Here is a 24,153-nt window from a genome sequence, read left to right as displayed (position 1 = left end):
GCACAGTTACGCTGGCCAGGTAAGCTGGCAAGCGCGACGCAGGCATACCGTTACGTTGCCTGGCCTGCCCGATTTCGTCCGCCGATTCCGGTCTTTGAGGTCGTATCGGCGGCCATTCGTCGCCTGGGGCTTTTCCCGCCACGCGCGGCGGCTATGCTCGCTCCCGTCCACTCAACGAGCGCCTTGTCCGTGTCTGCCAGCGTCTTCCTGATCGTGCGTATCATGTTTGCCTGGGCTGCCGCATTGGTGGTGGCGGCGATCATGTGGGCGCAGCTGTTCGGCTCGACCGGCGCGTTCTTCGGGCTGGCGTGCATCGTGCTGCTGACACTGGCCTTGATGAGTGCGATCACCCATGTGCGGCGCGTGCGCCTGATCGCCGGGCGGCTGGACCACGACACCTTGTCCACCCGCCAGCGGCGCCAGATCGAAGTGCCGCTGGAAGCGCGGGCCAGCTTTGCGGTGGTGGAAGAGGCGGTGCGCGCGTTGCCGCGCGTGCAGGACATCGAATGCGCACCGGGTAGCCTGCTGATCCGCGCGCGGGTGCGTCGCATCGACCCGTACGAAGGCCGCAAGCCCTCACGCTGGAATCTGTTCGCGCGCTTTGCCATCACCCACAACCAGGTACTGGTGACGATCACCCCGGGGCAGGGCACCAGCAGCGTCACCGTGCTGTGCGAACCCGATGCCGGTGCCTGGGTGGATCTGTTCGCGGTGGACGAAGGCAGCAACTACGAGAACGCCGAGGCGGTCAACCGCGCGGTGGTGCGCCGGGTGGGCGAACAACGCCGCGACGAGCAGGCCACGGTGGAGCAGTCGGTGATGGAGAAGGAACTGGCGGTGGCACGGCTGAACCTGCTGCATGCCCAGGTGGAACCACATTTTCTCTACAACACGCTGGCCAGTGCGCAGGTGCTGGCGCGGACCGATCCACCGCGCGCGGACATCATGATCGGGCACCTGATCCAGTACCTGCGCCGCTCGCTGCCCAGCGCCGACGATGCCACCTCCACCCTGGGCGAAGAACTCGAACGCACCCAGGCCTACCTGGAGATCCTGCGCATCCGCATGGGCGCGCGGCTGGCGCTGCAGGTGGAAGTGCCTTACGCGCTGCGCAGTCTGCCGCTGCCATCGATGATGCTGCAGACCCTGGTCGAAAACGCCATCAAGCACGGGCTGGAACCCAAGCCCGGCGGCGGCACCGTGTGGATCCTGGCACGCCGCCTCGACGCCCAAGCCACGCTGACCGTGGCCGACGACGGCCAGGGCTTCAACACGCACAGCCATGGCACCGGCATCGGCCTGAAGAATCTGCGCGAGCGCCTGCAGCTGATCTATGCCGGCCAGGCGAGCTTTGCCATCGTCTCCAATTTTCCCAGCGGCGTGGCGGCCACCATCACCCTGCCGCTGCCGGCCTCGTTCATTGGCGAAGTGCGCCAGCTGCCGCCGTTGCCCGAGACGGCGGTCGACATCACCAAGGTGCAGGCATGAGCGCGCTGCGTGCGGTGATTGCCGAAGACGAGGTACTGCTGCGGCAGTCGCTGCTGGCGCTGCTGGCCGACGTATGCCCGTCACTGCAAGTGGTGGGCGAGTGCGAAGACGGTGCCAGCGCACTGGAGACCATCGCCACCCAGCAGCCGGATGTGGTGTTCCTGGATATCCGCATGCCCGGGCTGACCGGCATCGAGGTGGCGCGTGCGATGCGCGAGGTCAGCCCGCACACCCAGGTGGTGTTCGTCACCGCCTACGACCAGTACGCCATCGATGCCTTCGAACACGGCGCGGTGGACTACCTGCTCAAACCGATCAACCGGCAGCGCCTGCAGGCCACCTGGCAGCGCGTGCAGCAACGCGCCGCCGCCGGCCAGCCCGGTGGCGGCCTGCTGGACGCCTTGCTGCAACGCCTGTCCGCACGCCCGGCCGCCGCCAATGCGCCTCCGCCGCTGGCCTGGCTGACCGCCAGCAGCGGCCGCGAGACGCGCCTGATCGCACTGGAGGAGGTGGCGTATTTCCAGGCCGACCAGAAATACACCACGGTGATGACCGCCGCCGGCGAAGCGGTGCTGCGCACCCCGCTGCGCGAGTTGCTCGACGCATTCGACCCGCAGGTGTTCAAGCAGATCCACCGCTCGACGATCGTCAACATGAAGGCGGTGGCCTCGGTCATCCGCGACGACACCGGTAAGGGCCGGCTGCATCTGCGCGGCCGCAGCGAGACGCTCACCGTCAGCCAGCCCTTCATGAGCCTGTTCCGCGGCATGTAATTCGTCATTCCCCCATTCGCATCGACTGAAAGGACTGCCTCCATGCGCCTGCTCGCCTCCCTGGTCTATTGCCTGCTTGCCCTGGCCGGCTGCCACGAACGCACCGGCACCACCTCGATCACCCGCGCCATGAGCGATGGCCGCGATGTGATCTTCAGCAAGACCCTGGTCACCGACACCGAGACCAACGTGCATTGCCTGGCCAGCAGCAGCGGCCAATGCCATTACCTGGTGTATGAGGAGCAATGCCCCGCTGCCGACCCAGGCAGCAGGACGCCGGCACCGGGCTGCGCACGCCGGACGCTGGACCAGTTCGCGCTGCTGCCGGGCCAGATCCGCGCCTTGCGTGGCGTGCCGAAGGCCGCGCATACCTGCGTGGATGCCACCGCGCCCGGCGCCGACTGCCATGGCTAGGGCGCATCCAGCGTGTAGCGGCGGCCAGGGGGTGTGCGCATGCACCGCGATCGCGGGCGGCAGCGGTGTCGTGCGTGTGCTTCCCGCCCGTGTAGGCGAGCGCCGTGGCGCCGCAACCGTGACACCCAGGTCTGCCAGGGCTGTCGATCCCGGCGCCGTATCGACACTCGCCTGAATACGCACTGACGGCAAGCGGCCGCTTCTGCGATGATTGCCGGCTTGTTGCCGGTTCACGGCGCCATCACTGCCAGGCTTCTTCATGTCCGAACATTCGTTGCGCCGCGACGTTGGCCCCTTTGCGCTCATGCTCACCGGCCTGGGCTCGATCATTGGTTCCGGCTGGCTGTTCGGCGCCTGGCGCGCGGCCGGTCTGGCCGGCCCCGGCGCCGTCTGGGCCTGGGTGCTGGGCGCGGCGATCATCACCACCATCGCGCTGTCGTATGCCGAGCTCGGTGCCATGTTCCCCGAATCCGGTGGCATGGTGCGCTACAGCCACTACTCGCACGGCTCGCTGGTGGGCTTCATCGCCGGCTGGGCCAACTGGATTGCCATCGTCTCGGTGATCCCGGTCGAAGCCGAGGCCTCGGTGCAATACATGGCCTCCTGGCCCTGGCCCTGGGCGCAAGGGCTGTACGTGCAGGCGCCTGGCGGGGCCGGCGAACTGTCGGTTCCGGGGCTGCTGATTTCGGCGGTACTGGTGCTGGTGTACTTCTTCCTGAATTTCTGGAGCGTCAAGCTGTTCGCGCGCTCCAATACGCTGATTACCGTATTCAAGCTGGTGGTGCCGGCCGCCACCGGCCTGGCCCTGATCGCCAGCGGTTTCCATACCGAAAATTTTAGCGTCGGCATCCACGGCGATGCGCATGTGATCGACCTGGCCGCGGTGCTGACCGCCGTGGCCACCGCCGGCATCGTCTTCAGCTTCAACGGTTTCCAGAGCCCGGTGAACCTGGCGGGTGAGGCGCGTAACCCGGGCCGCAGCATTCCGTTCGCGGTGCTGGGCTCGATCGCGCTGGCCACGCTGGTCTACGTGATCCTGCAGGTGGCCTACATCGGTGCGGTGCCGCCGGACCTGCTGGCCAAGGCCGGCTGGCACGGCATCGACTTCCGCTCGCCGTTCGCCGAGCTGGCTATCATCGTCAACCTGCACTGGCTGGCGATGCTGCTGTACATCGATGCCTTCGTCAGCCCCAGCGGCACCGGCATCACCTATACCGCCACCACCGCGCGCATGGTCTACGGCATGGAAAAGAACGGCACCATGCCGGCCGTGCTGGGCAAGCTGCACCCGGTGTGGGGCGTGCCGCGCATGGCGATGTTCTTCAACCTGGCGGTGTCGTTCGTGTTCCTGTTCTTCTTCCGCGGCTGGGGCACGCTGGCGGCGGTGATCTCGGTGGCGACCATCATTTCCTACCTCACCGGCCCGATCAGCGCGATGGCGCTGCGCCGGCATGCACCGGAACTGCACCGCCCGCTGCGCATCGCCGCCTTGCCGGTGCTGGCCGGCGTGGCCTTCGTGATGGCGACCGAGCTGCTGTACTGGGCGCGCTGGCCGCTGACCGGCGAGATCATCCTGCTGATGGTGGTGGCCTTGCCGGTGTACTGCTACTACCAGGCAAAGCAGGGCTGGCCGGACCTGCGCCGCAACCTCAAAGGCGCGGCCTGGATGATCTGCTACCTGCCCACCATCGCGCTGGTGTCCTGGGCCGGCAGTACCGACTTCGGCGGCCATGGCTACCTGAGCTACGGCACCGACCTGGCCGTGGTCGCGGTGGTTGGCGTGGTGTTCTACCTCTGGGGCGTGCGTAGCGGCTGGCGCACCCCGTCGGTGGAGCAGGCGGTGGCGCGGGCCTGAGTGGCTCGTGCAGCTCTACCTGCGGGGCGTGCCGTTGTTGTCGCCCGACGGTGGCGCGGCGCAGCATCGGCGACAGGGCATTGACTCTGTCGCCAGCGACAACCGGGGTCTCTCATCTCCCCAGTCATGGCGCCAATACAAACGGCCGGTGCACTGTGCACCGGCCGTTCGTGTCTCTGAAACACTGCTTGGAACAGACCCACCCGGCGGAACCCTGGCCGGCGGTATGACGGCTAGCCGGCGTTGGCCACCAGCCGCGGTGCGCCGTCGAAGCGGTCGAGGTCGCGCAGCAGCTCGGTGTAGCGGCGCAGCCGGCCCATTTCGCGCATGTTGACGATGTCCTCGTGGCGCAGTTCGCGCTTGGAGGTCACTTCCTGCTTGTAGTGCAGCACTTCGGGGTAGCGACGGGTCATGTCCAGCGCGTCGGCGACGCACTCCACCGAGTCGGCGTCCGGTGCCACGCGTGCGCGGCTATTGAAGGCGCGCAGCCAGCGCTCGAAGCCGGCGCTGTGGTCGAACAGGTCGGCGATGTACCACATGATGAACAGGATCGACGCCCACGAGGTGAAGATAATCACCACCCTGCTGAAGGTGAGGTGGTAGTCGTTCTGCCATAGCTGATGGGTAATGACACCGAGCAGGACCAGCGAGATCGCCTGCCAGCCGATGATCGAGGCGATCACCCACTGCTTCTTGGCCACCTTGAGCAGAGTGAGCTCTTCGTCGAGCTGCTCATCGGTCTTGTCGCGCCAGAAGGCGACCTGCTCGTCGAAGGAGCGCCGATGGAGTGCGTTGTCCTGCAATAGCAGGCCTAAACCCTGGAACAAAGCGATCATGACAGGCTCCTGACGGGTGGCTGGTACGAGCGGCTTGCTGCACCGGTGGTGGCTGGTGCCCTGGAGCGACCGACGCGCCGCCGTGCAATACGGGGCGGAGATCGGACAGCCCTAGTTCTAGCACTTTCGCTGCGCATGGCAATGCCTGGGGCGAACCGATGGCCGCCAGATCCTGCGCAGTGGCGCACAAAACGCTGAATTCAGGCGGTTTTGCGGCGATCGAACGAAACCGGGGATCTTGTATGCGGGAAATCTTGTTGCACTGCACACCGGGATATGGCGCCAGGCGCCGCGTTGCGACGGTGGCCCAGCGGCGGGACACGCACATCCCTGGCCTGCGACGGCAGGCGGGCCGGTATCATCGCTACATGTCTTCTGTTCTACGCGCCCTCAGCGCACCCGCCGCCGAACAGATCCGCCGCTGGGTGCTGGGCGCGTTTCCGCGTGGGCAGAGCAGCATCGAATACGATCAGCCGCTCGGCGACCCCGGCATCTTCGGGCCCGACAGTGTCACCTGGCGCGTGCACTCGGAGTTTCCGGGCATGTTGTCGGGCGGGCTGTGCGCCTTGATGCTGCAGTTGCTGCATCCGCGCGCGCTGGCCGGTGTGTACGATCATTCCAACTTCCGCACCGACCTGATCGGGCGGCTGCGGCGCACCACCAACTTCGTGGCCGGTACCACCTACGCACCGCAGGCAGAGGCCGAGCAGCTCATCGCGCGCGTGCGGCGCATCCACGCGCAGATCCGCGGCCATACCGCCGACGGCCTGCCCTACGACGCCAACGATCCTGCGCTGCTGACCTGGGTGCACGTCACCGAAGCCTACGGCTTCCTGCAGGGGTGCCGCCGCTATTGCCGCGACGTGCCGGCGGCCATCGCCGACCGCTACTACGACGAAGCACGCCGCGTGGCCGAGGCGCTGGGCGCCGGCGATGTGCCCGCCAGCCAGGCGCAGGTGGAGGCGTATTTCGCCTCGGTGCGCGGCGAACTCCGCATGGATGCTCGCTCCCGCGAGGTACTCGACATCCTGACCAGTATCCAGTTGCCGGTGCCGGCGGCCGGGTTGTCGCGCGGCGTGTTTCTCGGTGCCGGCACCGCGCTGCTGCCGGACTGGGCCCGCGACATGCTTGGCCGTACCACTGCGCAGCGTGCACAGGCACGCGCATCGGCACGCCTGCTGCGCGCGTTGTCGCCGTTGTTCCGCACCGCGCTGCGCGATGGCCTGTCCGCGCGCGCCTGCCGCCGCATGCAATTGCCGCAGACACTGTTGCTGGAGTGGCCTGCGTAAGCAGGGCCGGGTGGGCCTGCATCGGGCCCTGCTGCATCTGCGTGACCGGCGCGAAACAAGGGGGGCTTTCCGCTTGCTGGCGTCGCTGCAGTGACGCTCCTTCCCCCAAGCCCCCTCGCGGTGGCAGAGGGAGCTGGTCACGCAGCGGCGGCATCACCTACCAGATCCTGACCCGCTGCTCGGGTGCCAGATACAGCGGCTGCTCCGGTTTCACGTCGAACGCCGGATACCACGCGTCTACATTGCGCACCGTCTGTGCGCGGAAGCGCCCAGGCGCATGGACGTCGGTGAGCACGGCGTTGCGCAGCGCCGCGTCGCGGTACTTGCCGCGCCAGGCCTGCGCGAAGCCAAGGAAAAAACGCTGATCCGGGCTGAAGCCGTCGATGGTCCGCGGCTGCTTGCCCTGCAGCGATAGCTGATAGGCATCGTACGCGGTGGCCAGGCCGGCGACATCGGCGATGTTTTCGCCCAGGGTCAGCTTGCCGTTCACCGATAGATCGTCGAACGGTTTATAGGCGCCAAACTGCGCGGCCAGTGCGTTGCCGGCGGTTTCGAACTTGCTTAGATCCTGCGGTGTCCACCAGTTGTGGAGTTCGCCATGCTCGTCGAACAGGGCACCCATGTTGTCGAAGCTGTGGCTGATCTCGTGGCCGATCACCGCGCCGATGGCGCCGTAGTTCACGGCATCGTCGGCGGCCGGGTCGAAGAACGGCGGTTGCAGGATCGCGGCGGGAAAGATCAGGCGATTTTCCAGCGGCACGTTCAGTGCGTTGACTTCCTGCGGCAGCATGTACCACTCGCGGTGATCGACGGCCTTGCCGAGCTTGGCAAGATGGCGGCGGTACTCGAACAGGCCGGCGCGTTCCACGTTGCCCAGCGCATCGTCGCGCCGCGCATCCAGCGCACTGTAGTCGCGCCAGCTGTCCGGGTAGCCCACCGCCACCGTCAATCCGGCGATCTTGGCCTTGGCGTGCTGCTTGGTCTGCGGCGTCATCCACTCCAGCGCATCGATGCGCTTGCCGAAGGCGGCGATCAGGTTCTTGACCATCTCTTCGGCGCGCGCCTTGGTCTGCGCGCTGACGTACTTTTGCACATAGCGCTTGCCCACCGCTTCGCCCAGTGCAGCGTTGGTGGCGTCGATCCCGCGCTTCCAGCGCTGGCGCTGCTGCGGCGTACCTTCCAGGGTGCTGCCGTAGAACGCGAAGTGCGCATCGGCAAACGCCTTGGATAGATACGGCGATGCACGATCAAGCGCACGAAAACGCAGATAGTCCTTCCAGGTCTGCAGCGGTTCGGAGTGCACCAGCGCCGACAGCCCGCTGATCGCCTGTGGCTGCCAGACGATGAAATCCTGCTGCGCCCTCAGGCCGGCGGCATCGAAGAACACGCTCCAATCCAGGCCCGGCGCATTGTGGGCAAAATCAGCTTGTTTCCAGGCGTTTGCGCCGGCCTGGACGTGATTGGTCTGCTCGGGGCTGGCATGCACGCGCGCCATCGCCGTTTCAAGCGCCAGGATACGCTCTGCTCTGGCCGGTGCGTCGTCGATGCCGGCCAGCTCCAGCAGTGTGACGATATGCGCGCGGTAGGCCTCGCGCAGCTGCGCCATGCGCCCGCCGTCCAGGTAGAAGCTGCGCTCGGGCATGCCCAGGCCGCCTTGCACCAGATACGGCGCGTAGCGGCCGGGGTGGTGCAGGTCCTGCGAGACCCACAGGCCGAACAGGCGGTCGGTATGGAAATTGGTCGCGTTGAGCAGGTCCACGTCGGCGCGCAACTGCCCGCCCAAGGTGCGCGCCAGCGCCTGTTTGTCGTCCAGTTGCGCAATCGCATCCAGTTCCGGTTGGACCGGATGCACGCCCTTGGCCTCGATGCTGGCCTCGTCCATGTAGGCGGCGTAGTAATCACCGATCTGCTTGTCTTCACCGGTGACGCGGTCGTTGGCGGCGGCGCCTTCAATGATGTCGCGGCTGTGGCGTTCGGTGTCGATGGCGATGCTGACGAAGCTGTTGAAACTGGAGCGGTCGTCGGGAATCTGCGTGCGCTTGACCCAGCCGCCATTGGCATAGCCAAAGAAGTCCTCGCCAGCAGCCACGCTGCGGTCCATGCCTGCGGTATCGAAACCGAACTGGCCAAGCTTGGGTGCGGTGGACGGCGGGGTGGCATGCCTATCGCCGGCAGGCGCGGCGCCTTCGCGTTGGCACGCTGCAGTGGTCAGTACCGCGGCAGCCATGGCAGCGATCAGGACAGGGCGATGCAAGGAGGCCATGCGGTGAAGCTCGAAACCGGAACAAGAGCGGCAGTGTAGGTGGCTTGCGGTGCTACGTCCCGATTCGAGGGCAGGCACCGATGCGTGACCGCCCGCCATGGACACGCCCGGTTCAGCGCCGCCGCTGATACCAGAAGCCCAGCGCATCGCGCGTTTGCAGCATGCCTCGCCCGCGCCAGAGAAAGCGCAGCAGCAACCCGAGGTGTTCCCGCTTGGAAAAACTGCGCAACTTGCGGTCGGAGGTATGCACGGTCTGGCGTAAGATCACGAAGCGTCCGCAGCGCGCCAGCGCGCGACTCAGGGCCACGTCTTCGCCGGCGTAGTAGCGCACATCGAAGCCGCCTGCACTGACGAAGGCCACGCGGGTGCAGAACAGAAAGCACCCCGGCGCGATGCCGGCAATGCGGAACAGCCAGCCGAAGATGGCCTGCGCAGTGCGTTCGAGCCAGACGCGCTTGCCATGCAGGTGGACCTGCGCGCCGCCGCCCACTGCGCCGGCATCCAGCGCCTGCAGTGCTGCACCGACCACCTGCGCGTTGACCTGGGTGTCGGCATCCAGAAACAGCAGGCGCTCGCCTTGTGCGGCCTGCGCGCCGGCGTTGCGGGTGGCGGCGATATGCCGCAGCTGCACTTCCAGCACCTGAGCAGCGTTGGCGCGGGCGATGGCGGCCGTGTCGTCCTCGCAGGCGTCGGCCACCACGATCACTTCGTAGTCCAACTGCATTGCCTGCGCGCAGGCATGCAGGCCGTGTAGCGTTTCGCCGATCAGCGCGGCTTCGTCGTGGGCGGGGATCACGAAGGACAGCATGGGTGCGGCCGGTGGAAAGGAGAAGGCAAGTGTGCGGACGGCGGCGATGCGTTAGCGTGAGTAAGTGGCCAGCGTGCTGATCCACTGCGCGGTGCAGGCGAGATCCAGATAGACAGCGCAACGGCCGCCATCAGCAGACCGGTTGCAAGGCCTGGTGTGTCCGTGCCTGGAAAACACTGCCTGGCCCCGAATGCCTGGCCGCCTCGTCGTGGCGGCCAGGCGGCGATCGTCAGCGATGCACCGTGCCCATGGCCGCTTCCGGGTAGCGGGTGCCGGAAGCGGCCTGTGGCGGAAAGATCGCATCGATGCGCGCCAGTTCGTCGGGCATCAACGCCACGTCGAGCGCGGCGAGGTTCTCTTCCAGATAGGCCAGGCGCTTGGTGCCAGGGATCGGTATCAGGTCCTGACCCTGTGCCAGCACCCAGGCCAGGGCCAGTTGCCCGGGCGTGATGCCCTTGTCGGCGGCGATCGTCTTGACCTGCTCCACCAGCTGCAGATTACGGGTGAAGTTCTCGCCCTGGAAACGCGGCGAATGGCGGCGGTAATCGTCGGCATCGAAGTCGTCGGGTGAAGAGAACGCACCGGTGAGAAAACCGCGCCCCAGCGGCGAGTACGGCACGAAGCCGATGCCCAGTTCGCGCACGGTGGCGAACACACCGTTGTGTTCCGGCTCGCGTGACCACAGCGAATATTCGGTCTGCACGGCGGTGATGGGATGCACCGCATGCGCACGGCGAATGGTGGTGTCCGCCGCCTCGGACAAGCCGAGGAAGCGCACCTTGCCCTGTTCGACCAGGCGCGACATCGCCCCCACGGTGTCTTCGATCGGCACGTTAGGGTCGACGCGATGCTGGTAATACAGGTCGATGTGCTCTACGCCCAGGCGACGCAGGCTGGCTTCGCAGGCCGATTGCACGTAGGCCGGTCTACCATCGATGCCGCGCGCTTGCGGGTTGTCCGGATCGAGCTTGATGCCGAACTTGGTGGCCAGGAAGACCTCGTGCCGGCGCGTGGCGATCGCCTTGCCGACCAGTACCTCGTTCGTGTGTGGGCCGTACATGTCGGCGGTATCGAGCAGGCTGACACCCTGGTCGAGCGCGCGATGGATGACCGCGATCGACGCCGCTTCATCGCTGCGATCGCCATAGAACGCGCTCATGCCCATGCAACCCAGGCCAAGTGCGGAAACGGTGGGGCCGGAACGGCCAAGGGTACGAGTTTGCATGCGGAAGGCTCCGTGCGGCAGGGCAGGCGGGCAGGGTGGTGTGGGGTGCGTTAGCGTGCTGTGGTTCGATCGCGACGGCATAAACGCGTCGCGAGGTGACGGTGAAGGAGTGCATCGCGTGTTGTCTGCAGACAGGCTCGCCGCCGTAAACGCATCGACCACCCGCGTGGGCCAGGGCGCCGGCCCACGCGGGCAACGCGAACGTGAGCAGCCACCGCGCGCGCCTGCGTCAGACACGCCTGCGCGCGCAGGTGTGTTGGCTCAGCCGCTGAGCTTGTTGGCGAATTCGGCAACGCGCTTGCCGAACAACCGGGCAGTTTCCAGATCGCCCGCACGCGGCGCCTCCTCTGGCGAGGCATCCGATGGCGAAATGGCCAGTGCGCCGCCCCAGCCGCCGGTCCAGTTCACGTCCTGCGGCCCGTGCGCCTTGGTGTTGGACGGCGGCAGGCCGGTGCCGACCCAGACCTGCCCGTGTTGCTGGGACAGGGTCCACAGGTACTGGATGGTGGCGTACTTGTCGCCGTTGGCCGAGGCGGAGTTGGTAAAGCCGGCGGCAACCTTGTCCTTCCATGCCTGCGCAAACCACGGTTTGGAACTGTCGTCGGCAAACTTCTTGAACTGCCATGCCGCACCGCCCATGTAGGTAGGGCTGCCGTAGATGATGGCATCGGCGGCACCGATGGCTTCCCAGGCGCCGTCGGGCAGGTTGCCATCCTGGTCGATCCGGTAGAGCGTGGCCTCGCCCACGCTGGCGGCGCCTGCATGCACGGCTTCGGCCTGCTTGGCGGTATGGCCATAACCGCTGAAATACACGATGGCGATCTTGCTCATGGACACTCCTGCAGATGGGGGGAACCGGATTGTGGGCACACCCGCCGCGACAGGAGAATGACCGCAGGCGGGACGACCCGTTGTCCGGGCCGTTCAGCCGGGCGCCGGGTCGGCCAGGTGCTCGACCAGGTAATCGATGAAGCTGCGGACCTTCGGTGCCAGGTGGTTGCGACTGGCGTACACGGCGAAGATGCCGATATCGCCGAGCTCGTACTCGGGAAGGATGCGCACCAGGCGGCCGCTGGCCAGGTGCGCGTCGGCCAGGAAATCCGGTTGCATCACGATGCCCTGGCCGGCCAGCGCCGCGGCGTTGAGCACATGGCCATTGTTGGCGCGCAGCCCACCGTGCACGCGCACCTCGATATCGCCGTCCGGCCCGTGAAAGCGCACGACGTCGCCGGTGGGCGAGTAGTGATAAAGCAGGCATTCGTGGCCGGCCAGGTCTGCGGGGTGCTTTGGGGTGCCGGCGCGTTCCAGATAGGCCGGCGCCGCGCAGGCCAGCAGCCTGACCTTGCCCAGTTGCCGCGCGATCAGCATCGGCGCCGGCTGGCGGGTGATGCGGATGGCGACATCGAAGCCTTCTTCGACCATGTCGACCAGACGATCGGACAGCGACAGGTCCAGTTCCACCTGCGGGTGACGGGTGCGAAAGCCGGGCAGCAACGCGCCCAGGCGCTCGATCCCGTAGCTCACCGGCGCATTGACCCGCAGCACCCCGGACGGCTCCAGCGCCTGCGCACCGATGGTGGCTTCCAGGTCGTCCAGGTCGGCCAGCAACTGCAGGCAGCGCTGGTAGTAGGCGGTGCCGGCGCTGGTCAGGCTGACCCGGCGCGTGGTGCGGTTGAGCAGGCGCGTGCCCAGGCGTTGTTCCAGCGCGGCGATCTGCCGGGTGACACTGGCGGTGGAGCGGTCCAGCGCGGCAGCGGCGGCACTGAAGCCGCTGCGCTCGGCCACGGCGGTAAACACGCGCATCGCATCCAGGGTGTCCATGACTTTCCATATTTTTGCTTTGGATGCAATAAATTATCCGAAAATTGCGTATTTATCAGAAAATTCGTCGCTAATACGCTGTGGCTGTCCTCAACGAAGTGTCTGTCATGTCCATCAAACCTGTCCTCCCAGGCACTGCCGCCTACGGCGCGGCGCTGTTGCGCATCAGCCTGGGTGTGCTGTTCCTGGTCCACGGCCTGACCAAGCTGCTGGTGTTCACGCCAGCCGGCACCGTGGCCTATTTCCACTCGCTGGGCCTGCCCGCGGCAGTGGCCTACGTCAGCATGGTGCTGGAACTGGGCCTGGGGGTGTCGTTGCTGTTGGGAATCCGGGCGCGCTGGGCGGCGCTGCTGGGTGTGCCGCTGCTGCTGGGCACCATCGTCAGCGTGCATGGCGCCAACGGGTTCGGTTTCTCCAACCCGGGCGGCGGCTGGGAATACCCGGCGCTGTGGTCGGTGTTGCTGATCGTGCAGTCCTTGCTGGGCGATGGCGCGTTTGCGCTGAAGCCGGCGCGCTGAACCCTGCTGGTCTTATCGAGGAGACACTCATGCTTCGCATGCCATCGCTGTACATCTCGCATGGATCGCCGATGACGGCACTGCAGCCAGGGCAGCTGGGGCTAAGGCTGGAGGAACTGCGTCAGCTGTTGCCGCAGCCGCGCGCCATCGTCGTGGCCAGTGCGCACTGGCTGGGGCGTCGCCCGCTGGTCAGCGGCGCGGCCCGGCCAGACACCCTGCATGACTTTGGCGGCTTCCCTGCACCGCTGTATGCGCTGAGCTATCCGGCGCCCGGCGAGCCTGCACTGGCGCAGCAGATGGTGCGGCGGCTGGAGCAGGCCGGGCTGCATCCGCAGTTGGACCCGCAGCGCGGCTTCGATCATGGCGTGTGGGTGCCGTTGCGGCTGCTGTATCCGGCGGCGGAGATTCCAGTGGTGTCGGTGTCGATCCAGCCAGAACTCGGCCCGGCCCATCAGTTCGCGTTGGGGCGTGCACTGGCACCGTTGCGCGAGGAAGGGGTATTGGTGATCGGCTCCGGCAGCATCACCCACAACCTGCACGACTTCCATCACGGCTATCACGCCGAGCGCGAAGCGCCGTACGTGCGGCCCTTCATCGAATGGACCGAGCGCAAGCTGCTGGACGACGACGTCCCGGCCTTGCTCGACTACCGTCGCCAGGCACCGTTTGCTGCGCGCGCGCATCCCAGCGACGAACACCTGCTGCCGCTGTATGTGGCGATGGGTGCCGCCGGGAGCGAACAGCTAGGCGCGCAGCGCATCGATGCCGGTATCGACCACGGTTTTCTGGCCATGGACCTCTACCGCTTCGACGGCAACACCGCACTTGCTGCGTGAGCGGGCGCAGCCGGTGTGGCCGTGACAGCGGCTGCACCGGCACGCGCTGAAGCATTCACGATTGGCTGCGTCGCAGTCTCATAGGCTGAGACGCCATGGCCACATGCTGCTCGCGTGAAAATCCTCGACAAGCTCGCCGTCCTCGCCGACGCTGCCAAATATGACGCGTCCTGCGCGTCCAGTGGCGCCAACACGCGCAATTCGCTGGGTACCGGCGGTATCGGCAGTACCGAGGGCATGGGTATCTGCCACTCGTACACGCCCGATGGCCGCTGCGTGTCGCTGTTGAAGATCCTGCTGACCAACTTCTGCGTGTTCGATTGCGCCTATTGCGTCAACCGCGTGTCCAGCAACGTGCGCCGCGCGCGCTTCACGCCGGAAGAAGTGGTCACGCTGACGCTGGATTTCTACAAGCGCAATTACATCGAAGGCCTGTTCCTGTCCAGCGGCATCATCCGCAACTCCGACTACACCATGGAGCAGCTGGTGGAAGTGGCGCGGCAGTTGCGCGAAGAGCATCACTTCGCCGGCTATATCCATCTCAAGACCATTCCCGATGCCGCGCCGGACCTGCTGGCTGCGGCCGGCCGCTATGCGGACCGCCTGAGCATCAACGTTGAACTGCCCACCGAGCAGGGCCTGACGCAACTGGCGCCGGAAAAAAGCGTGGGCGGCATCCGTTCGGCCATGGGTGAGCTGCGCTGGCGCATCGAGGAAAACCAGCTCGAGCGCAAGGCCGAAACCGTGCGTCGCGCCAAGCCGCCGCGGTTTGCGCCGGCCGGGCAAAGCACGCAGATGATTGTTGGCGCCGACGATGCCAACGACCGCAGCATCCTGGACACCAGCCACAATCTCTACGGCAACTACCGCATGCGTCGGGTGTATTACTCGGCCTTCAGCCCGATTCCGGATGCATCCTCCAAGCTGCCGCTGCAGGCGCCGCCCCTGCAGCGCGAGCATCGGCTGTACCAGGCCGACTGGTTGCTGCGGTTCTATGAATTCAGCGTGGAAGAGATCGCGCCGGCGCAGTCCAGCGGCATGCTGGATCTGGACGTGGACCCGAAGCTGGCCTGGGCGTTGCGCAATCCCGAGCGCTTTCCGGTGGATCTGAACCAGGCGCCGCGCGAGATGCTGCTGCGGGTGCCGGGCCTGGGGACGCGCAATGTGGAGCGGCTGCTGTTGTCGCGCCGGCATGCACGCCTGCGCGTGGGCGATCTGGCGCGGTTGCGGGTGCCGATGAAGAAGCTGCTGCCGTTCGTGAGTGTGCTGGATCATCATCCGCGGCAGCGCCTGGATGATCCGGTGCGGCTACGGGCGCAGTTGGCGCCGGCGCCTCGGCAGGCGGGGTTGTTTGATTGAGGTGTGGGCGGGATGCGTGTGCGATGTGCGGGTGATGGTTGCTGCGGTTGAAGGGGGTGGGTGCGGAGCGGAGCGCAACAAGTGTAGGGCGCAGCAAGTGCAAGGCACAGCAAGTGCAAGGCACAGCAAGTGCAAGGCACAGCAAGTGCAAGGCACAGCAAGTGCAAGGCACAGCAAGTGCAAGGCACAGCAAGTGCAAGGCACAGCAAGTGCAAGTGCAAGGCTTTCGCGCCTGCGGCGCGAGTGACTTTTGTCTTGGCAAAAGTCACCAAAACCGTTGTCGCCGACGCGATCCGGTGCGATACAGCCGCACCGGTCCCCTGCGCTCCTCGCCATGCGCGGCACGGCGCCCAAACTCGCTTCGCTCAAACAAGGGCGCCTCTTCGGCCACGCATGACTGCGGTGCTCGGCTCGCTTTAAGGCGACAGGGTGAAGCAAGATCAAGATCAAGATCGAGATCGAGATCAAGAGCAACAGCAACGGCAACAGCAACGGCAACAGCAACGGCAACAGCAACAGCAACAGCAACGGCAACGGCAACGGCAACGGCAACAGCAACGGCAACAGCAACGGCAACAGCAACAGCAACGGCAACAGCAACGGCAACAGCAACGGCAACAGCAACGGCAACAGCAACGGCACCAGCAACGGCACCAGCAACAGGACTTGATGGCGTTTGTCTTTATGGAGTGTGGTGTGAGCGATGTTCAGCGCTGAGGTGGAACCTGCGTGGAGTTTCGAGGCGTGGCGTGCGTTGGCGCGGGCGGGGTGGTGTGCGCAGGTGGAGCCGGACCATGTGGCGTGGAATGGCGGGGCGCAGGGTGGGTTGCTGATGGGGCAGGGGATGTTGGAATTGCCGGTGCTGGCCGCACCGCCACGGGTGTCGGCGGAGTTCATGCAGCTGGCCGCATCGGTGCTGTGCCATCGCGATCCGCAGCGGCACGCGGTGTTGTACCGGTTGTTGTGGCGGATTGCCTCGGGCGAGAAGGCGCTGCTGGAGCGCGCCACCGATGTGGACGTGCATCGCTTGCGGCAATGGCAGAAGGCGGTGCAGCGTGATACGCACAAGATGAAGGCGTTCGTGCGCTTTCGCCGGCTGCCTGGCGAAGACGAAGACTTCGTGGCCTGGTTCGAGCCGGAACATCACATCGTGGACCGCGTTGCCCCGTTCTTTGCGCGGCGCTTTGCTGGCATGCGCTGGGCGATCCTGACCCCGTATCGCAGCGTACGCTGGGATGGTCAGGCCCTGGCGTTCGGCGAGGGGGCGGTGCGCACGCAGGTGCCGGCCGACGATGCGCAGGAAACCCTGTGGCGCACCTACTATGCGCACATCTTCAATCCGGCGCGGCTCAATCCCACCATGATGCGGCAGGAAATGCCGCAGAAATACTGGAAGAACCTGCCCGAAGCAGCCTTGTTGCCGGAGCTGATCCGCGAGGCCGGCGTGCGCGTGCGCGAAATGGCCGAGCGTGCGCCCGAGCCGGTACGGCGGCGGGTGCCGGTGGCTCCCATCCCCGCTGCCGCCGAGCCGGCGCAGAGCATCGCGCAGTTGCGCACGGCCGCGCGCGATTGCCGGCGCTGCGCGTTGTGGCAGCCGGCCACCCAGACCGTGTTCGGCGAAGGGCCGGAGAATGCAGCGGTGATGGTGATCGGCGAGCAGCCCGGCGATGAAGAGGATCTGAGCGGGCGTCCCTTCGTCGGGCCTGCCGGGCGCCTGTTCAACATGGCCTTGGGCGAGTTGGGCGTGGATCGCGGAACGTTCTACCTCACCAATGCGGTCAAGCACTTCCGCTTCGAGCAACGCGGCAAGCGCCGCCTGCATCGCAACCCCGAGCGCACGCATGTGCAGGCGTGCAGCGGCTGGTTGCAGGCCGAGCGCGCGCAATTGCGTCCCGCGCAGATCGTCTGCCTGGGCGCCACCGCAGCACAGGCGGTACTGGGCAGCACGTTCCGGCTGATGCAGCAGCGCGGGCAGTGGCTACGCCTGGACGACGGCACACCGGTGCTGACCACGGTGCATCCATCCTGGGTGCTGCGGCAGGAATCGGAGTCGGCGCGGGAGGAGGGATATCGGCGCTTCGTGGAGGATCTGCGCCAACTGCTTGCGGCACCCGACGCAGTGCCACCGCATGGCGCCAACGGCGCGTAGGACACCAGCAGGAAGGTCCTGCCGAAAAAACCAGAAAAGCGCGTGCAGGCGCATGCGCGTGGTGTCGCAGTTCCATTGACACCAAAGGAGCCAGCGGCCTGTCACGCGTTGCGGTACGCGGCGTCGCGGTGATGCTGACGACACCGGCGGCTGGCTCTTGCGCAAGGCAAGGTCGGCCAACGCGCAGCGCAGTTGTCGCCGAGGTGCAGGGGCGTCCAGGCATGCGGTAAGGCATCCCAATGACGCATCGCGCGGGCCGGGGCGCCCCTGCATGACACGTTACCCGTCTGCTGGACTGCACGCCCGCCCGGTCGCGCTGACCGGGCGAGCGCAGCGCTTACGGCATCAGGACCTTGTCGATCACGTGGATCACGCCATTGCTCTGCACGACGTCGGCAATGGTGACGTTGGCGGTGTTGCCCTTGGCATCGGTCAGGGTGACCTTCTTGCCGTTGAGTTTGGCGGTGAGCGATTCGCCCTGCACGGTGGTGAGCTTGGCACTGCCGCCGCCGGCCTTGATCTTTGCGATCAGCGACGCTGCATCCACCTTGCCCGGTACGACGTGGTAGGTCAGCACCTTGGTCAGGGTGGGCTTGGATTCGGGCTTCAACAGGGTGTCCACGGTGCCGGCCGGCAATGCGGCGAAGGCCGCGTTGGTGGGTGCAAACACGGTGAACGGGCCCGGGCCTTTCAGGGTTTCGACCAGGCCTGCGGCCTTGACTGCGGCGACCAGGGTGGTGTGATCCTTGGAGTTGGCCGCGTTATCGACAATGTCCTTGGTGACCAGCATCGGCGCACCACCCACCATCGGGTTGGAGGCGGCATAGACCGGCGCCGTTGCGGTGGTGAGGGCAATGGCGGTGGCAATGGCAAGCGACTTCAACGAGGTCTTCATGAGGCAGCGATCCTTTGGGTAGGCGGGCGCCTGGGTGGCGACCGTAGATCCTGATACGCCGGCAGATGCCGTCCGGATGCATCACGTGGTTTTTACATAATGAAGTGATCGCTTGGGCTCGCTACGACGTACGCCTATTGCACCTGATGAGACGGCGAGACAGGTGCGGTGCAGCGCGTGCCGATGCGCGCGGTCGCCGTGCAGCTGACACAGCTGAAGGACTCCAAAAGTCGTACCAATCTTCGCTTCCATCAAGCTGCAGTCAGCAAGCCGAACGTAATGTCGTACACCACACATGGATCGCCATCTCGTAGGGTGCAAACTCGCATGGATGGCTCGCGTGTGTGGCCAATCGGCAACATCCAACGGCGCAGTGCCACTGCGCGACGAATCACATCGAACAAGGGCTGCACGCAATGACGTCGATTACACCGCGCGCTATCGCGCCAGTTCTCACCGCCTGCCTGGCTACCGGGTGCTTGATGCTGTCCGGTGTCACGCAGGCTGCGGCTGTAGCGCCGGGGCCAACAGCTGCTGTGCAGGCGCCTGCCGCTGTGAACTATCGGCCCCACCAGCAATGGCGTGTTCCGGGCGAGTGGGAGTTCAGCGTCGATTCGGTGCGCGTTGCCAAGGTCAGGATTCGCGATGACGGTGGCGGCGCCTGGATTCCCACACAGGTGGTGGTGTTGACATACAGCTACAAGAATCTGGGCTTCGACGACAGCGCCAACTTCAAGGATGGTGGGCCGTCGACGCTGGCGTTCTCAAAAGCCCACCTCGGCATGGTCGATGCGCACGATTCGCAGAACGTTGGTTCAGGCAGCTATCCGGTGGATATCGCGCTGGTGCAGGATGTCGATGGCCGCAAGGTCGGCCAGGAAATGACCAAGGCGCAGTGGCCGTTCGCCTTTGCCAAGCAGGTCAAGACGGTCAAGGTCACAGTGAGCCATTACGATTCCAAGCGGGTCCTGCATGAGGCCACCTTCGTGGTCCCGGTGCAGGCCGCGCTGCCTGCGAAGAAGACCGGACACAGGCCCGCTCGGCACAGCTGATCGCGCAGCCGGGCGCAGCAGTCCGGCCAGGCGATCCATCCAGTCAGCACACCGCCGCATGACCCTGCCGGGCTGCGGCAGTCGTGGGTGGTTGAAAGCACAGCATGCGATGCCAACGTCGGCATGCCGATGACGCCTGCGCTTCCAAATGCACAAGCAACGCCAGGTGCGGCGCGTGCGGCACCGGTGGTTTCATCACCGGTTGCAAACCGGTATGGTCCCGTGGGTGCGCTGTCCGCTGTCGCCCAGGCCGATGCGGCGCGCGCCATCTTTATCTTCCGGGCTTTGCATGCATTCGATCGATGTCGTCCTCGCCATGTTGCTGGCGGTCGCGGCCAGCGGTTACCTGATCCGTATCCTGCCGTTCTCGCTGCCATTGCCGTTGGTCCAGATCGCGCTTGGCGCGGTGGTCTCGGGTGTGTTCGATGCCGGGCACGAGCTGGAACCGGAACTGTTCTTCCTGCTGTTCCTGCCGCCGCTGCTGTTTCTCGATGGCTGGCGCATCCCCAAGCAAGGCCTGTTTCGCGACAAGGCGGCGATCCTGGAGCTGGCGCTGGGGCTGGTCGTCTTCACCGTCATTGGTGCCGGCTTCCTGATTCACTGGCTGATCCCGGCGATGCCGTTGGCGGTGGCATTCGCGCTGGCGGCGATCGTGTCGCCCACCGATCCGGTGGCAGTCTCTTCGATCGCCTCCAAGGTGCCGATTCCCAAGCGCCTGATGCATATCCTGGAAGGCGAGTCGCTGCTCAACGACGCCTCCGGCCTGGTGTGCTTCCAGTTCGCAGTGGCCGCCGTGCTCACCGGCACGTTCTCGGTGGCCACCGCCTCGCTGACCTTCCTGTGGGTGGCCTTGGCCGGGTTGGGATTGGGCGTTGCCACCACCTTCGGGTTGAGCCGCATCCAGGCCTGGATCTGGCGGCATTTCGGCGAAGAGCCCGGTTCGGCGATCCTGGTCAATCTGCTCAACCCGTTTGCGGCGTACCTGCTGGCCGAAGCCTTCCATGCCTCCGGCATCCTGGCCGCCGTGGCCGCCGGCATCACCATGAGCTACGTGGAAATGGCCGGCAATGCGCCGGGCAATATGCGCCTACAGCGTTCGGCGGTGTGGGACACGGTGCAGTTCACCTTCAACGGCATCATCTTCGTGCTGTTGGGCGAACAGCTGCCGGGTATCCTGGATGGCGCAGTGCGCAGCGTGCAGGAGGCCGGGCACCTCAATCCGTGGTGGCTGGCCGTGTATGTGGCAACCATCAGCACCAGCCTGATGGCGTTGCGGTTCGTGTGGGTATTCCTGTCGCTGCGCTGGAACATCTTCAAGGCGCAGCGACGCGGCGAGCAGCATGTGAGCCCGCCATGGCGGATCGTGGTGGCGGTGTCGCTGGCCGGCGTGCGCGGGGCGATCACCCTGGCCGGCGTGCTGACCCTGCCGCTGGTGCTGCAGGACGGCACGCCCTTTCCCGCCCGCCAGCTGGCGATCTTCCTGGCGGCCTCGGTGATCCTGGTGTCGCTGCTGGTGGCCAGCGTCGCCTTGCCGCAGCTGTTGCGCGGGCTGGAGTTGCCGGAAGAAGAAGACGAGCAGCAGAAGGAAGACCTGGCCATCAAGGCAGCCTCGCAGGCGGCGCTGGACGCGGTGGAAAAGCTGCGCCAGCGGCTGGTGGAAGACAGCGCGCATGCCGAGCGCTACAACGCTGCCGCCAACCAGGTCAGCCAGCGCTATCAGCGCAAGCTGGGCGCGGTGGACATGGCCGAGACCGATCCGGAAGAAGCTGGCGCCTACGAGCAGGCCCTGCGCCAGTTCCGCCACACCGCCTTGGTGGCCGAGCGCAACGAGTTGTTCAAGCTGGCCCGGCGGCGCGAGATTTCCGACGACCTGTCGCGGCGGCTGGTGCGCAACCTGGACCTGATCGAGTCGCGCAAGCGCGCGTGAGCGCGCGGGAATGGGGAATGGGGAATCGGAAGAGCCGGAGCAGTGGCGCCGTGTCTTGTAGGAGCGCACCTGGGCGCGCGACGCGACGCACCGGTAACGCCTCTCGCGCCCTGGTGCGCTCCTACGACATCGCGGGCGATAGGAGGATTTGGGTATCGCAGCCGCTGAGCGGACGCGCTGCGCAATGGCGGGTGTTGTCCGGTAGGCAGCAGGCACCCGGCGAAATGATCACGGCCGCTGTAGGAGCGCACCTGGGCGCGAGCGGCGTTCTCTGGACAGCTTCGTCGCGCCCCGGTGCGCTCCTACGACATCGCGCGTGGGCATCGCAGCCGCTGAGCGGACGCGGCGCGCAGCGGCGGGTGTTGTCCGGTGGGCAGCAGGCACCCAGTAAATCCTGGGTCGGGAGACACTATCCCACCAGACCCCCTCCCATCGTCACGGCGCGCCGCCTACCCTGTGGCGCTCATCGTTGCCGTGCAGAGCCCATGACACCCATCGTTTCCATCCAGGGAGTGAGCAAGACCTACGCCGGCGGCTTCCAGGCGCTCAAGCAGGTGGATCTGCAGATCCAGCGCGGGGAGATCTTCGCGCTGCTTGGTCCCAACGGTGCCGGCAAGACCACCTTGATCAGCATCGTCTGCGGGCTGGTCAACCCCAGCACCGGCACCGTCCTGGCCGATGGCCATGACATCGTGCGCGACTACCGCGCCGCGCGCGCCAGCATCGGGCTGGTGCCGCAGGAACTGGCCACCGATGCGTTCGAAACGGTGTGGGCCACGGTGCGTTTCAGCCGCGGGCTGTTTGGCAAGCCGGCCAGCCCGCAGTACCTGGAAACCATCCTGCGCGAGCTGTCGCTGTGGGACAAACGCCACAACAAGATTTCCACGCTTTCCGGCGGCATGAAGCGGCGCGTGCTGATCGCCAAGGCGCTGGCGCACGAGCCGCGCATCCTGTTCCTGGACGAGCCCACCGCCGGGGTGGACGTGGAGCTGCGCCACGACATGTGGCAGATGGTGCGCCGGCTGCGCGAACAGGGCACCACCATCATCCTGACCACCCATTACATCGAAGAGGCCGAAGACATGGCCGACCGTGTCGGTGTCATCAACCGCGGCGAGCTGGTGCTGGTGGAAGACAAGCACACCTTGATGCGCAAGCTCGGCAACAAGCAGCTGACGCTGAGCCTGCAATCGCCGCTGCAGGCAGTGCCGGCCACGCTGGCGGACCTGCCGTTGGAACTGTCGGCCGATGGCAACAGCCTGATCTACACCTTCGATACGCAGGCCGAGCAGACCGGCATCGGCGTGGTGCTGCGCCGGCTCAACGAGCACGGAATCGACTTCAAGGACCTGCATTCCAGCGAAAGTTCGCTGGAAGAGATTTTCGTCAATCTGGTGCATGGCGCACGCAACGCGGAGGTGCGCGCATGAATCTGCACGCGATTGCCGCGATCTACCGGTTCGAAATGGCGCGCGCCTTCCGCACGCTCACCCAGTCGATCGCCTCGCCGGTGTTGTCGACCTCGTTGTACTTCGTGGTGTTCGGTGCGGCGATCGGCTCGCGCATGGGTGATATCGACGGCATCAGCTACGGCGCCTTCATCATCCCCGGCCTGGTGATGCTGTCGCTGCTCAACGAGAGCATCTCCAATGCCTCGTTCGGCATCTACATGCCGCGCTGGGCCGGCACGATCTACGAGGTGCTGTCCGCGCCGGTGGCGTGGTGGGAGATCGTGATCGGCTACGTGGGTGCGGCGGCCACCAAGTCGGTGATGCTGGGGCTGTTGATCCTGCTCACCGCGCGGCTGTTCGTGCCCTACGAGATCGCCCATCCGGTGTGGATGCTAGGCTTTCTGGTGCTCACCGCGCTGACCTTCAGCCTGTTCGGTTTCATCATCGGCATCTGGGCCGATGGCTTCGAGAAACTGCAGGTGATTCCGCTGATGGTGGTGACGCCGCTGACCTTCCTGGGCGGCAGCTTCTATTCGATCAGCATGCTGCCGCCGCTATGGCAGAAGGTCACCTTGTTCAACCCGGTGGTCTATCTCATCAGCGGATTCCGCTGGAGTTTTTATGGCAAGGCCGACGTGCACATCGCGGTGAGCACCGGCATGACCTTGCTGTTCCTGGTGGTATGCCTGGGCGTGGTGGCGGCGATCTTCCGCAGCGGCTATCGGCTCAAGGCTTGAGGCGATTGCGGCTCAGGCAGCGCCGGAACCGCCGGAACCGCCATGCGCGGTTCACTCGGTGGCCGGTTTGGTGTCCAGGTAATACGCCACCACCTCGCCCTTGACCTTGGTCGTCATCGGGTTGCCGCGACGGTCGCGGGCCTTGCCGACCTGCACCTTGATCCAGCCTTCGCTGACCGAGTATTCCTCCACGTTGTCGCGTTCGACACCGTTGAAGCGCACGCCGACGCCACGGTTGAGGGCATCGGCATCGTGGAACGGGCTGCGTGCATCGATGGCCAGGTGATCGGGAGGAGTATCGCTCATGGGAAAGGCGTCATGACCGACCGGGATGGCGGTCTTCGGCCGCACAGGATACGGGCCTGCGCCGGGAAGACCAGCCCCGCCGTGGGCGATGCAGGCGGGAGCCTGGTTTGCTTGCGCGGCGTCAGGCCTCACACTTCGCACCTGCAATCCT

The 24,153-nt window shown here is 65.9% G+C and carries 22 protein-coding genes; 14 read left to right on the top strand and 8 right to left on the bottom strand.

Annotated elements, in window-relative coordinates; genetic code table 11:
- The first annotated feature begins 189 nt into the window (after positions 1-189).
- The 4 genes from ACCQ13_RS18050 to ACCQ13_RS18035 all read left to right on the top strand — a co-directional run bounded on the left by ACCQ13_RS18050 (position 190) and on the right by ACCQ13_RS18035 (position 4,530).
- Entirely contained in the window at positions 190-1,488 is a 1,299-nt protein-coding gene (locus ACCQ13_RS18050) for a sensor histidine kinase (RefSeq protein ID WP_159407700.1), read from the top strand.
- Positions 1,485-2,261 carry a LytR/AlgR family response regulator transcription factor gene (locus ACCQ13_RS18045; RefSeq protein WP_104602828.1) on the top strand — a complete coding sequence of 259 codons (777 nt, stop codon included), beginning with the start codon at positions 1,485-1,487 and terminating at the stop codon, positions 2,259-2,261. Before ACCQ13_RS18050 ends, ACCQ13_RS18045 begins: the two co-directional genes overlap by 4 nt.
- Positions 2,262-2,303: 42 nt before the next feature.
- Positions 2,304-2,675, top strand: coding sequence for a hypothetical protein (locus ACCQ13_RS18040; protein WP_104602829.1), 372 nt, complete (start codon positions 2,304-2,306; stop codon positions 2,673-2,675).
- A 259-nt stretch (positions 2,676-2,934) separates the two neighbouring features.
- On the top strand, positions 2,935-4,530 hold the full coding sequence (locus ACCQ13_RS18035; protein WP_104602830.1) for an APC family permease: 1,596 nt from the start codon (positions 2,935-2,937) through the stop codon (positions 4,528-4,530).
- Positions 4,531-4,763: 233 nt separating this feature from the next.
- On the opposite strand, the gene ACCQ13_RS18030 is transcribed toward ACCQ13_RS18035, so the two are convergent.
- Positions 4,764-5,366, bottom strand: a complete 603-nt coding sequence (locus tag ACCQ13_RS18030) for a hypothetical protein (RefSeq protein ID WP_223214370.1) — start codon at positions 5,364-5,366, stop codon at positions 4,764-4,766.
- A gap of 368 nt (positions 5,367-5,734) precedes the next feature.
- On the opposite strand from ACCQ13_RS18030, the gene ACCQ13_RS18025 reads away from it, so the two are divergent.
- Positions 5,735-6,655 (top strand): oxygenase MpaB family protein, encoded by a 921-nt coding sequence (locus ACCQ13_RS18025; RefSeq protein ID WP_159407699.1) that lies wholly within the window; start codon positions 5,735-5,737, stop codon positions 6,653-6,655.
- A 157-nt stretch (positions 6,656-6,812) separates the two neighbouring features.
- Here the strand turns inward: ACCQ13_RS18025 and ACCQ13_RS18020 are convergent, their stop codons facing one another.
- From ACCQ13_RS18020 to ACCQ13_RS18000, 5 genes are all read right to left on the bottom strand, one after another.
- On the bottom strand, positions 6,813-8,882 hold the full coding sequence (locus tag ACCQ13_RS18020) for a M13 family metallopeptidase (protein ID WP_104602909.1): 2,070 nt from the start codon (positions 8,880-8,882) through the stop codon (positions 6,813-6,815).
- Between the two features lie 148 nt (positions 8,883-9,030).
- Positions 9,031-9,726: a glycosyltransferase gene (locus tag ACCQ13_RS18015; RefSeq protein WP_104602833.1), complete on the bottom strand. Its 696-nt coding sequence runs from the start codon at positions 9,724-9,726 to the stop codon at positions 9,031-9,033.
- A 229-nt stretch (positions 9,727-9,955) separates the two neighbouring features.
- The gene (locus ACCQ13_RS18010) at positions 9,956-10,951 is read right to left on the bottom strand and encodes an aldo/keto reductase (RefSeq protein ID WP_104602834.1); all 996 of its coding nucleotides are present in this window, start codon (positions 10,949-10,951) and stop codon (positions 9,956-9,958) included.
- A gap of 261 nt (positions 10,952-11,212) precedes the next feature.
- A complete protein-coding gene (locus ACCQ13_RS18005) occupies positions 11,213-11,782 on the bottom strand; it encodes a flavodoxin family protein (RefSeq protein ID WP_104602835.1) in 570 nt (189 codons plus the stop codon).
- Positions 11,783-11,875: 93 nt separating this feature from the next.
- Complete coding sequence (locus tag ACCQ13_RS18000; protein WP_104602836.1) at positions 11,876-12,772, bottom strand: LysR family transcriptional regulator; 897 nt, start codon at positions 12,770-12,772, stop codon at positions 11,876-11,878.
- A 107-nt stretch (positions 12,773-12,879) separates the two neighbouring features.
- On the opposite strand from ACCQ13_RS18000, the gene ACCQ13_RS17995 reads away from it, so the two are divergent.
- The 5 genes from ACCQ13_RS17995 to ACCQ13_RS17975 all read left to right on the top strand — a co-directional run bounded on the left by ACCQ13_RS17995 (position 12,880) and on the right by ACCQ13_RS17975 (position 17,634).
- Positions 12,880-13,290, top strand: coding sequence for a DoxX family protein (locus ACCQ13_RS17995; protein ID WP_104602837.1), 411 nt, complete (start codon positions 12,880-12,882; stop codon positions 13,288-13,290).
- Between the two features lie 29 nt (positions 13,291-13,319).
- On the top strand, positions 13,320-14,126 hold the full coding sequence (locus ACCQ13_RS17990) for a DODA-type extradiol aromatic ring-opening family dioxygenase (protein WP_104602838.1): 807 nt from the start codon (positions 13,320-13,322) through the stop codon (positions 14,124-14,126).
- A 114-nt stretch (positions 14,127-14,240) separates the two neighbouring features.
- Entirely contained in the window at positions 14,241-15,485 is a 1,245-nt protein-coding gene (locus ACCQ13_RS17985; RefSeq protein WP_104602839.1) for a putative DNA modification/repair radical SAM protein, read from the top strand.
- A gap of 429 nt (positions 15,486-15,914) precedes the next feature.
- Complete coding sequence (locus ACCQ13_RS17980) at positions 15,915-16,202, top strand: hypothetical protein (RefSeq protein ID WP_372372315.1); 288 nt, start codon at positions 15,915-15,917, stop codon at positions 16,200-16,202.
- Positions 16,189-17,634 (top strand): UdgX family uracil-DNA binding protein, encoded by a 1,446-nt coding sequence (locus ACCQ13_RS17975; RefSeq protein ID WP_104602840.1) that lies wholly within the window; start codon positions 16,189-16,191, stop codon positions 17,632-17,634. The genes ACCQ13_RS17980 and ACCQ13_RS17975 overlap by 14 nt, the downstream gene beginning before the upstream one ends.
- Positions 17,635-17,971: 337 nt before the next feature.
- Here the strand turns inward: ACCQ13_RS17975 and ACCQ13_RS17970 are convergent, their stop codons facing one another.
- The gene (locus ACCQ13_RS17970; protein ID WP_167526961.1) at positions 17,972-18,529 is read right to left on the bottom strand and encodes a fasciclin domain-containing protein; all 558 of its coding nucleotides are present in this window, start codon (positions 18,527-18,529) and stop codon (positions 17,972-17,974) included.
- A 344-nt stretch (positions 18,530-18,873) separates the two neighbouring features.
- Here ACCQ13_RS17970 and ACCQ13_RS17965 point away from each other — a divergent pair, with 344 nt between their 5' ends.
- From ACCQ13_RS17965 to ACCQ13_RS17950, 4 genes are all read left to right on the top strand, one after another.
- Positions 18,874-19,581: a hypothetical protein gene (locus ACCQ13_RS17965; RefSeq protein WP_223214369.1), complete on the top strand. Its 708-nt coding sequence runs from the start codon at positions 18,874-18,876 to the stop codon at positions 19,579-19,581.
- Positions 19,582-19,870: 289 nt separating this feature from the next.
- Positions 19,871-21,508 carry a Na+/H+ antiporter gene (locus tag ACCQ13_RS17960; RefSeq protein ID WP_104602841.1) on the top strand — a complete coding sequence of 546 codons (1,638 nt, stop codon included), beginning with the start codon at positions 19,871-19,873 and terminating at the stop codon, positions 21,506-21,508.
- A gap of 485 nt (positions 21,509-21,993) precedes the next feature.
- Complete coding sequence (locus ACCQ13_RS17955; protein WP_104602842.1) at positions 21,994-22,938, top strand: ABC transporter ATP-binding protein; 945 nt, start codon at positions 21,994-21,996, stop codon at positions 22,936-22,938.
- Positions 22,935-23,696, top strand: a complete 762-nt coding sequence (locus tag ACCQ13_RS17950; protein ID WP_104602843.1) for an ABC transporter permease — start codon at positions 22,935-22,937, stop codon at positions 23,694-23,696. The genes ACCQ13_RS17955 and ACCQ13_RS17950 overlap by 4 nt, the downstream gene beginning before the upstream one ends.
- Before the next feature lie 51 nt (positions 23,697-23,747).
- Here ACCQ13_RS17950 and ACCQ13_RS17945 read toward each other — a convergent pair whose 3' ends face one another.
- The gene (locus ACCQ13_RS17945) at positions 23,748-24,002 is read right to left on the bottom strand and encodes a DUF3297 family protein (RefSeq protein ID WP_104602844.1); all 255 of its coding nucleotides are present in this window, start codon (positions 24,000-24,002) and stop codon (positions 23,748-23,750) included.
- Positions 24,003-24,153 lie beyond the last annotated feature (151 nt).

The sequence above is a fragment of the Xanthomonas sp. NCPPB 1638 genome (assembly GCF_041475635.2).
GTDB lineage: Bacteria > Pseudomonadota > Gammaproteobacteria > Xanthomonadales > Xanthomonadaceae > Xanthomonas > Xanthomonas cucurbitae.
This window is presented reverse-complemented; position numbering and strand designations above follow the sequence as displayed.

Excerpts from the sequence above, each read along its gene's own strand:
- ACCQ13_RS18045 (WP_104602828.1), top strand. The coding sequence starts at position 1,485 with ATGAGCGCGCTGCGTGCGGTGATTGCCGAAGACGAGGTACTGCTGCGG.
- ACCQ13_RS18040 (WP_104602829.1), top strand. The coding sequence starts at position 2,304 with ATGCGCCTGCTCGCCTCCCTGGTCTATTGCCTGCTTGCCCTGGCCGGC.
- ACCQ13_RS18035 (WP_104602830.1), top strand. The coding sequence starts at position 2,935 with ATGTCCGAACATTCGTTGCGCCGCGACGTTGGCCCCTTTGCGCTCATG.
- ACCQ13_RS18030 (WP_223214370.1), bottom strand. The coding sequence starts at position 5,366 with ATGATCGCTTTGTTCCAGGGTTTAGGCCTGCTATTGCAGGACAACGCA.
- ACCQ13_RS18025 (WP_159407699.1), top strand. The coding sequence starts at position 5,735 with ATGTCTTCTGTTCTACGCGCCCTCAGCGCACCCGCCGCCGAACAGATC.
- ACCQ13_RS18020 (WP_104602909.1), bottom strand. The coding sequence starts at position 8,882 with ATGGCTGCCGCGGTACTGACCACTGCAGCGTGCCAACGCGAAGGCGCC.
- ACCQ13_RS18015 (WP_104602833.1), bottom strand. The coding sequence starts at position 9,726 with ATGCTGTCCTTCGTGATCCCCGCCCACGACGAAGCCGCGCTGATCGGC.
- ACCQ13_RS18010 (WP_104602834.1), bottom strand. The coding sequence starts at position 10,951 with ATGCAAACTCGTACCCTTGGCCGTTCCGGCCCCACCGTTTCCGCACTT.
- ACCQ13_RS18005 (WP_104602835.1), bottom strand. The coding sequence starts at position 11,782 with ATGAGCAAGATCGCCATCGTGTATTTCAGCGGTTATGGCCATACCGCC.
- ACCQ13_RS18000 (WP_104602836.1), bottom strand. The coding sequence starts at position 12,772 with ATGGACACCCTGGATGCGATGCGCGTGTTTACCGCCGTGGCCGAGCGC.
- ACCQ13_RS17995 (WP_104602837.1), top strand. The coding sequence starts at position 12,880 with ATGTCCATCAAACCTGTCCTCCCAGGCACTGCCGCCTACGGCGCGGCG.
- ACCQ13_RS17990 (WP_104602838.1), top strand. The coding sequence starts at position 13,320 with ATGCTTCGCATGCCATCGCTGTACATCTCGCATGGATCGCCGATGACG.
- ACCQ13_RS17975 (WP_104602840.1), top strand. The coding sequence starts at position 16,189 with ATGTTCAGCGCTGAGGTGGAACCTGCGTGGAGTTTCGAGGCGTGGCGT.
- ACCQ13_RS17970 (WP_167526961.1), bottom strand. The coding sequence starts at position 18,529 with ATGAAGACCTCGTTGAAGTCGCTTGCCATTGCCACCGCCATTGCCCTC.
- ACCQ13_RS17960 (WP_104602841.1), top strand. The coding sequence starts at position 19,871 with ATGCATTCGATCGATGTCGTCCTCGCCATGTTGCTGGCGGTCGCGGCC.
- ACCQ13_RS17955 (WP_104602842.1), top strand. The coding sequence starts at position 21,994 with ATGACACCCATCGTTTCCATCCAGGGAGTGAGCAAGACCTACGCCGGC.
- ACCQ13_RS17950 (WP_104602843.1), top strand. The coding sequence starts at position 22,935 with ATGAATCTGCACGCGATTGCCGCGATCTACCGGTTCGAAATGGCGCGC.
- ACCQ13_RS17945 (WP_104602844.1), bottom strand. The coding sequence starts at position 24,002 with ATGAGCGATACTCCTCCCGATCACCTGGCCATCGATGCACGCAGCCCG.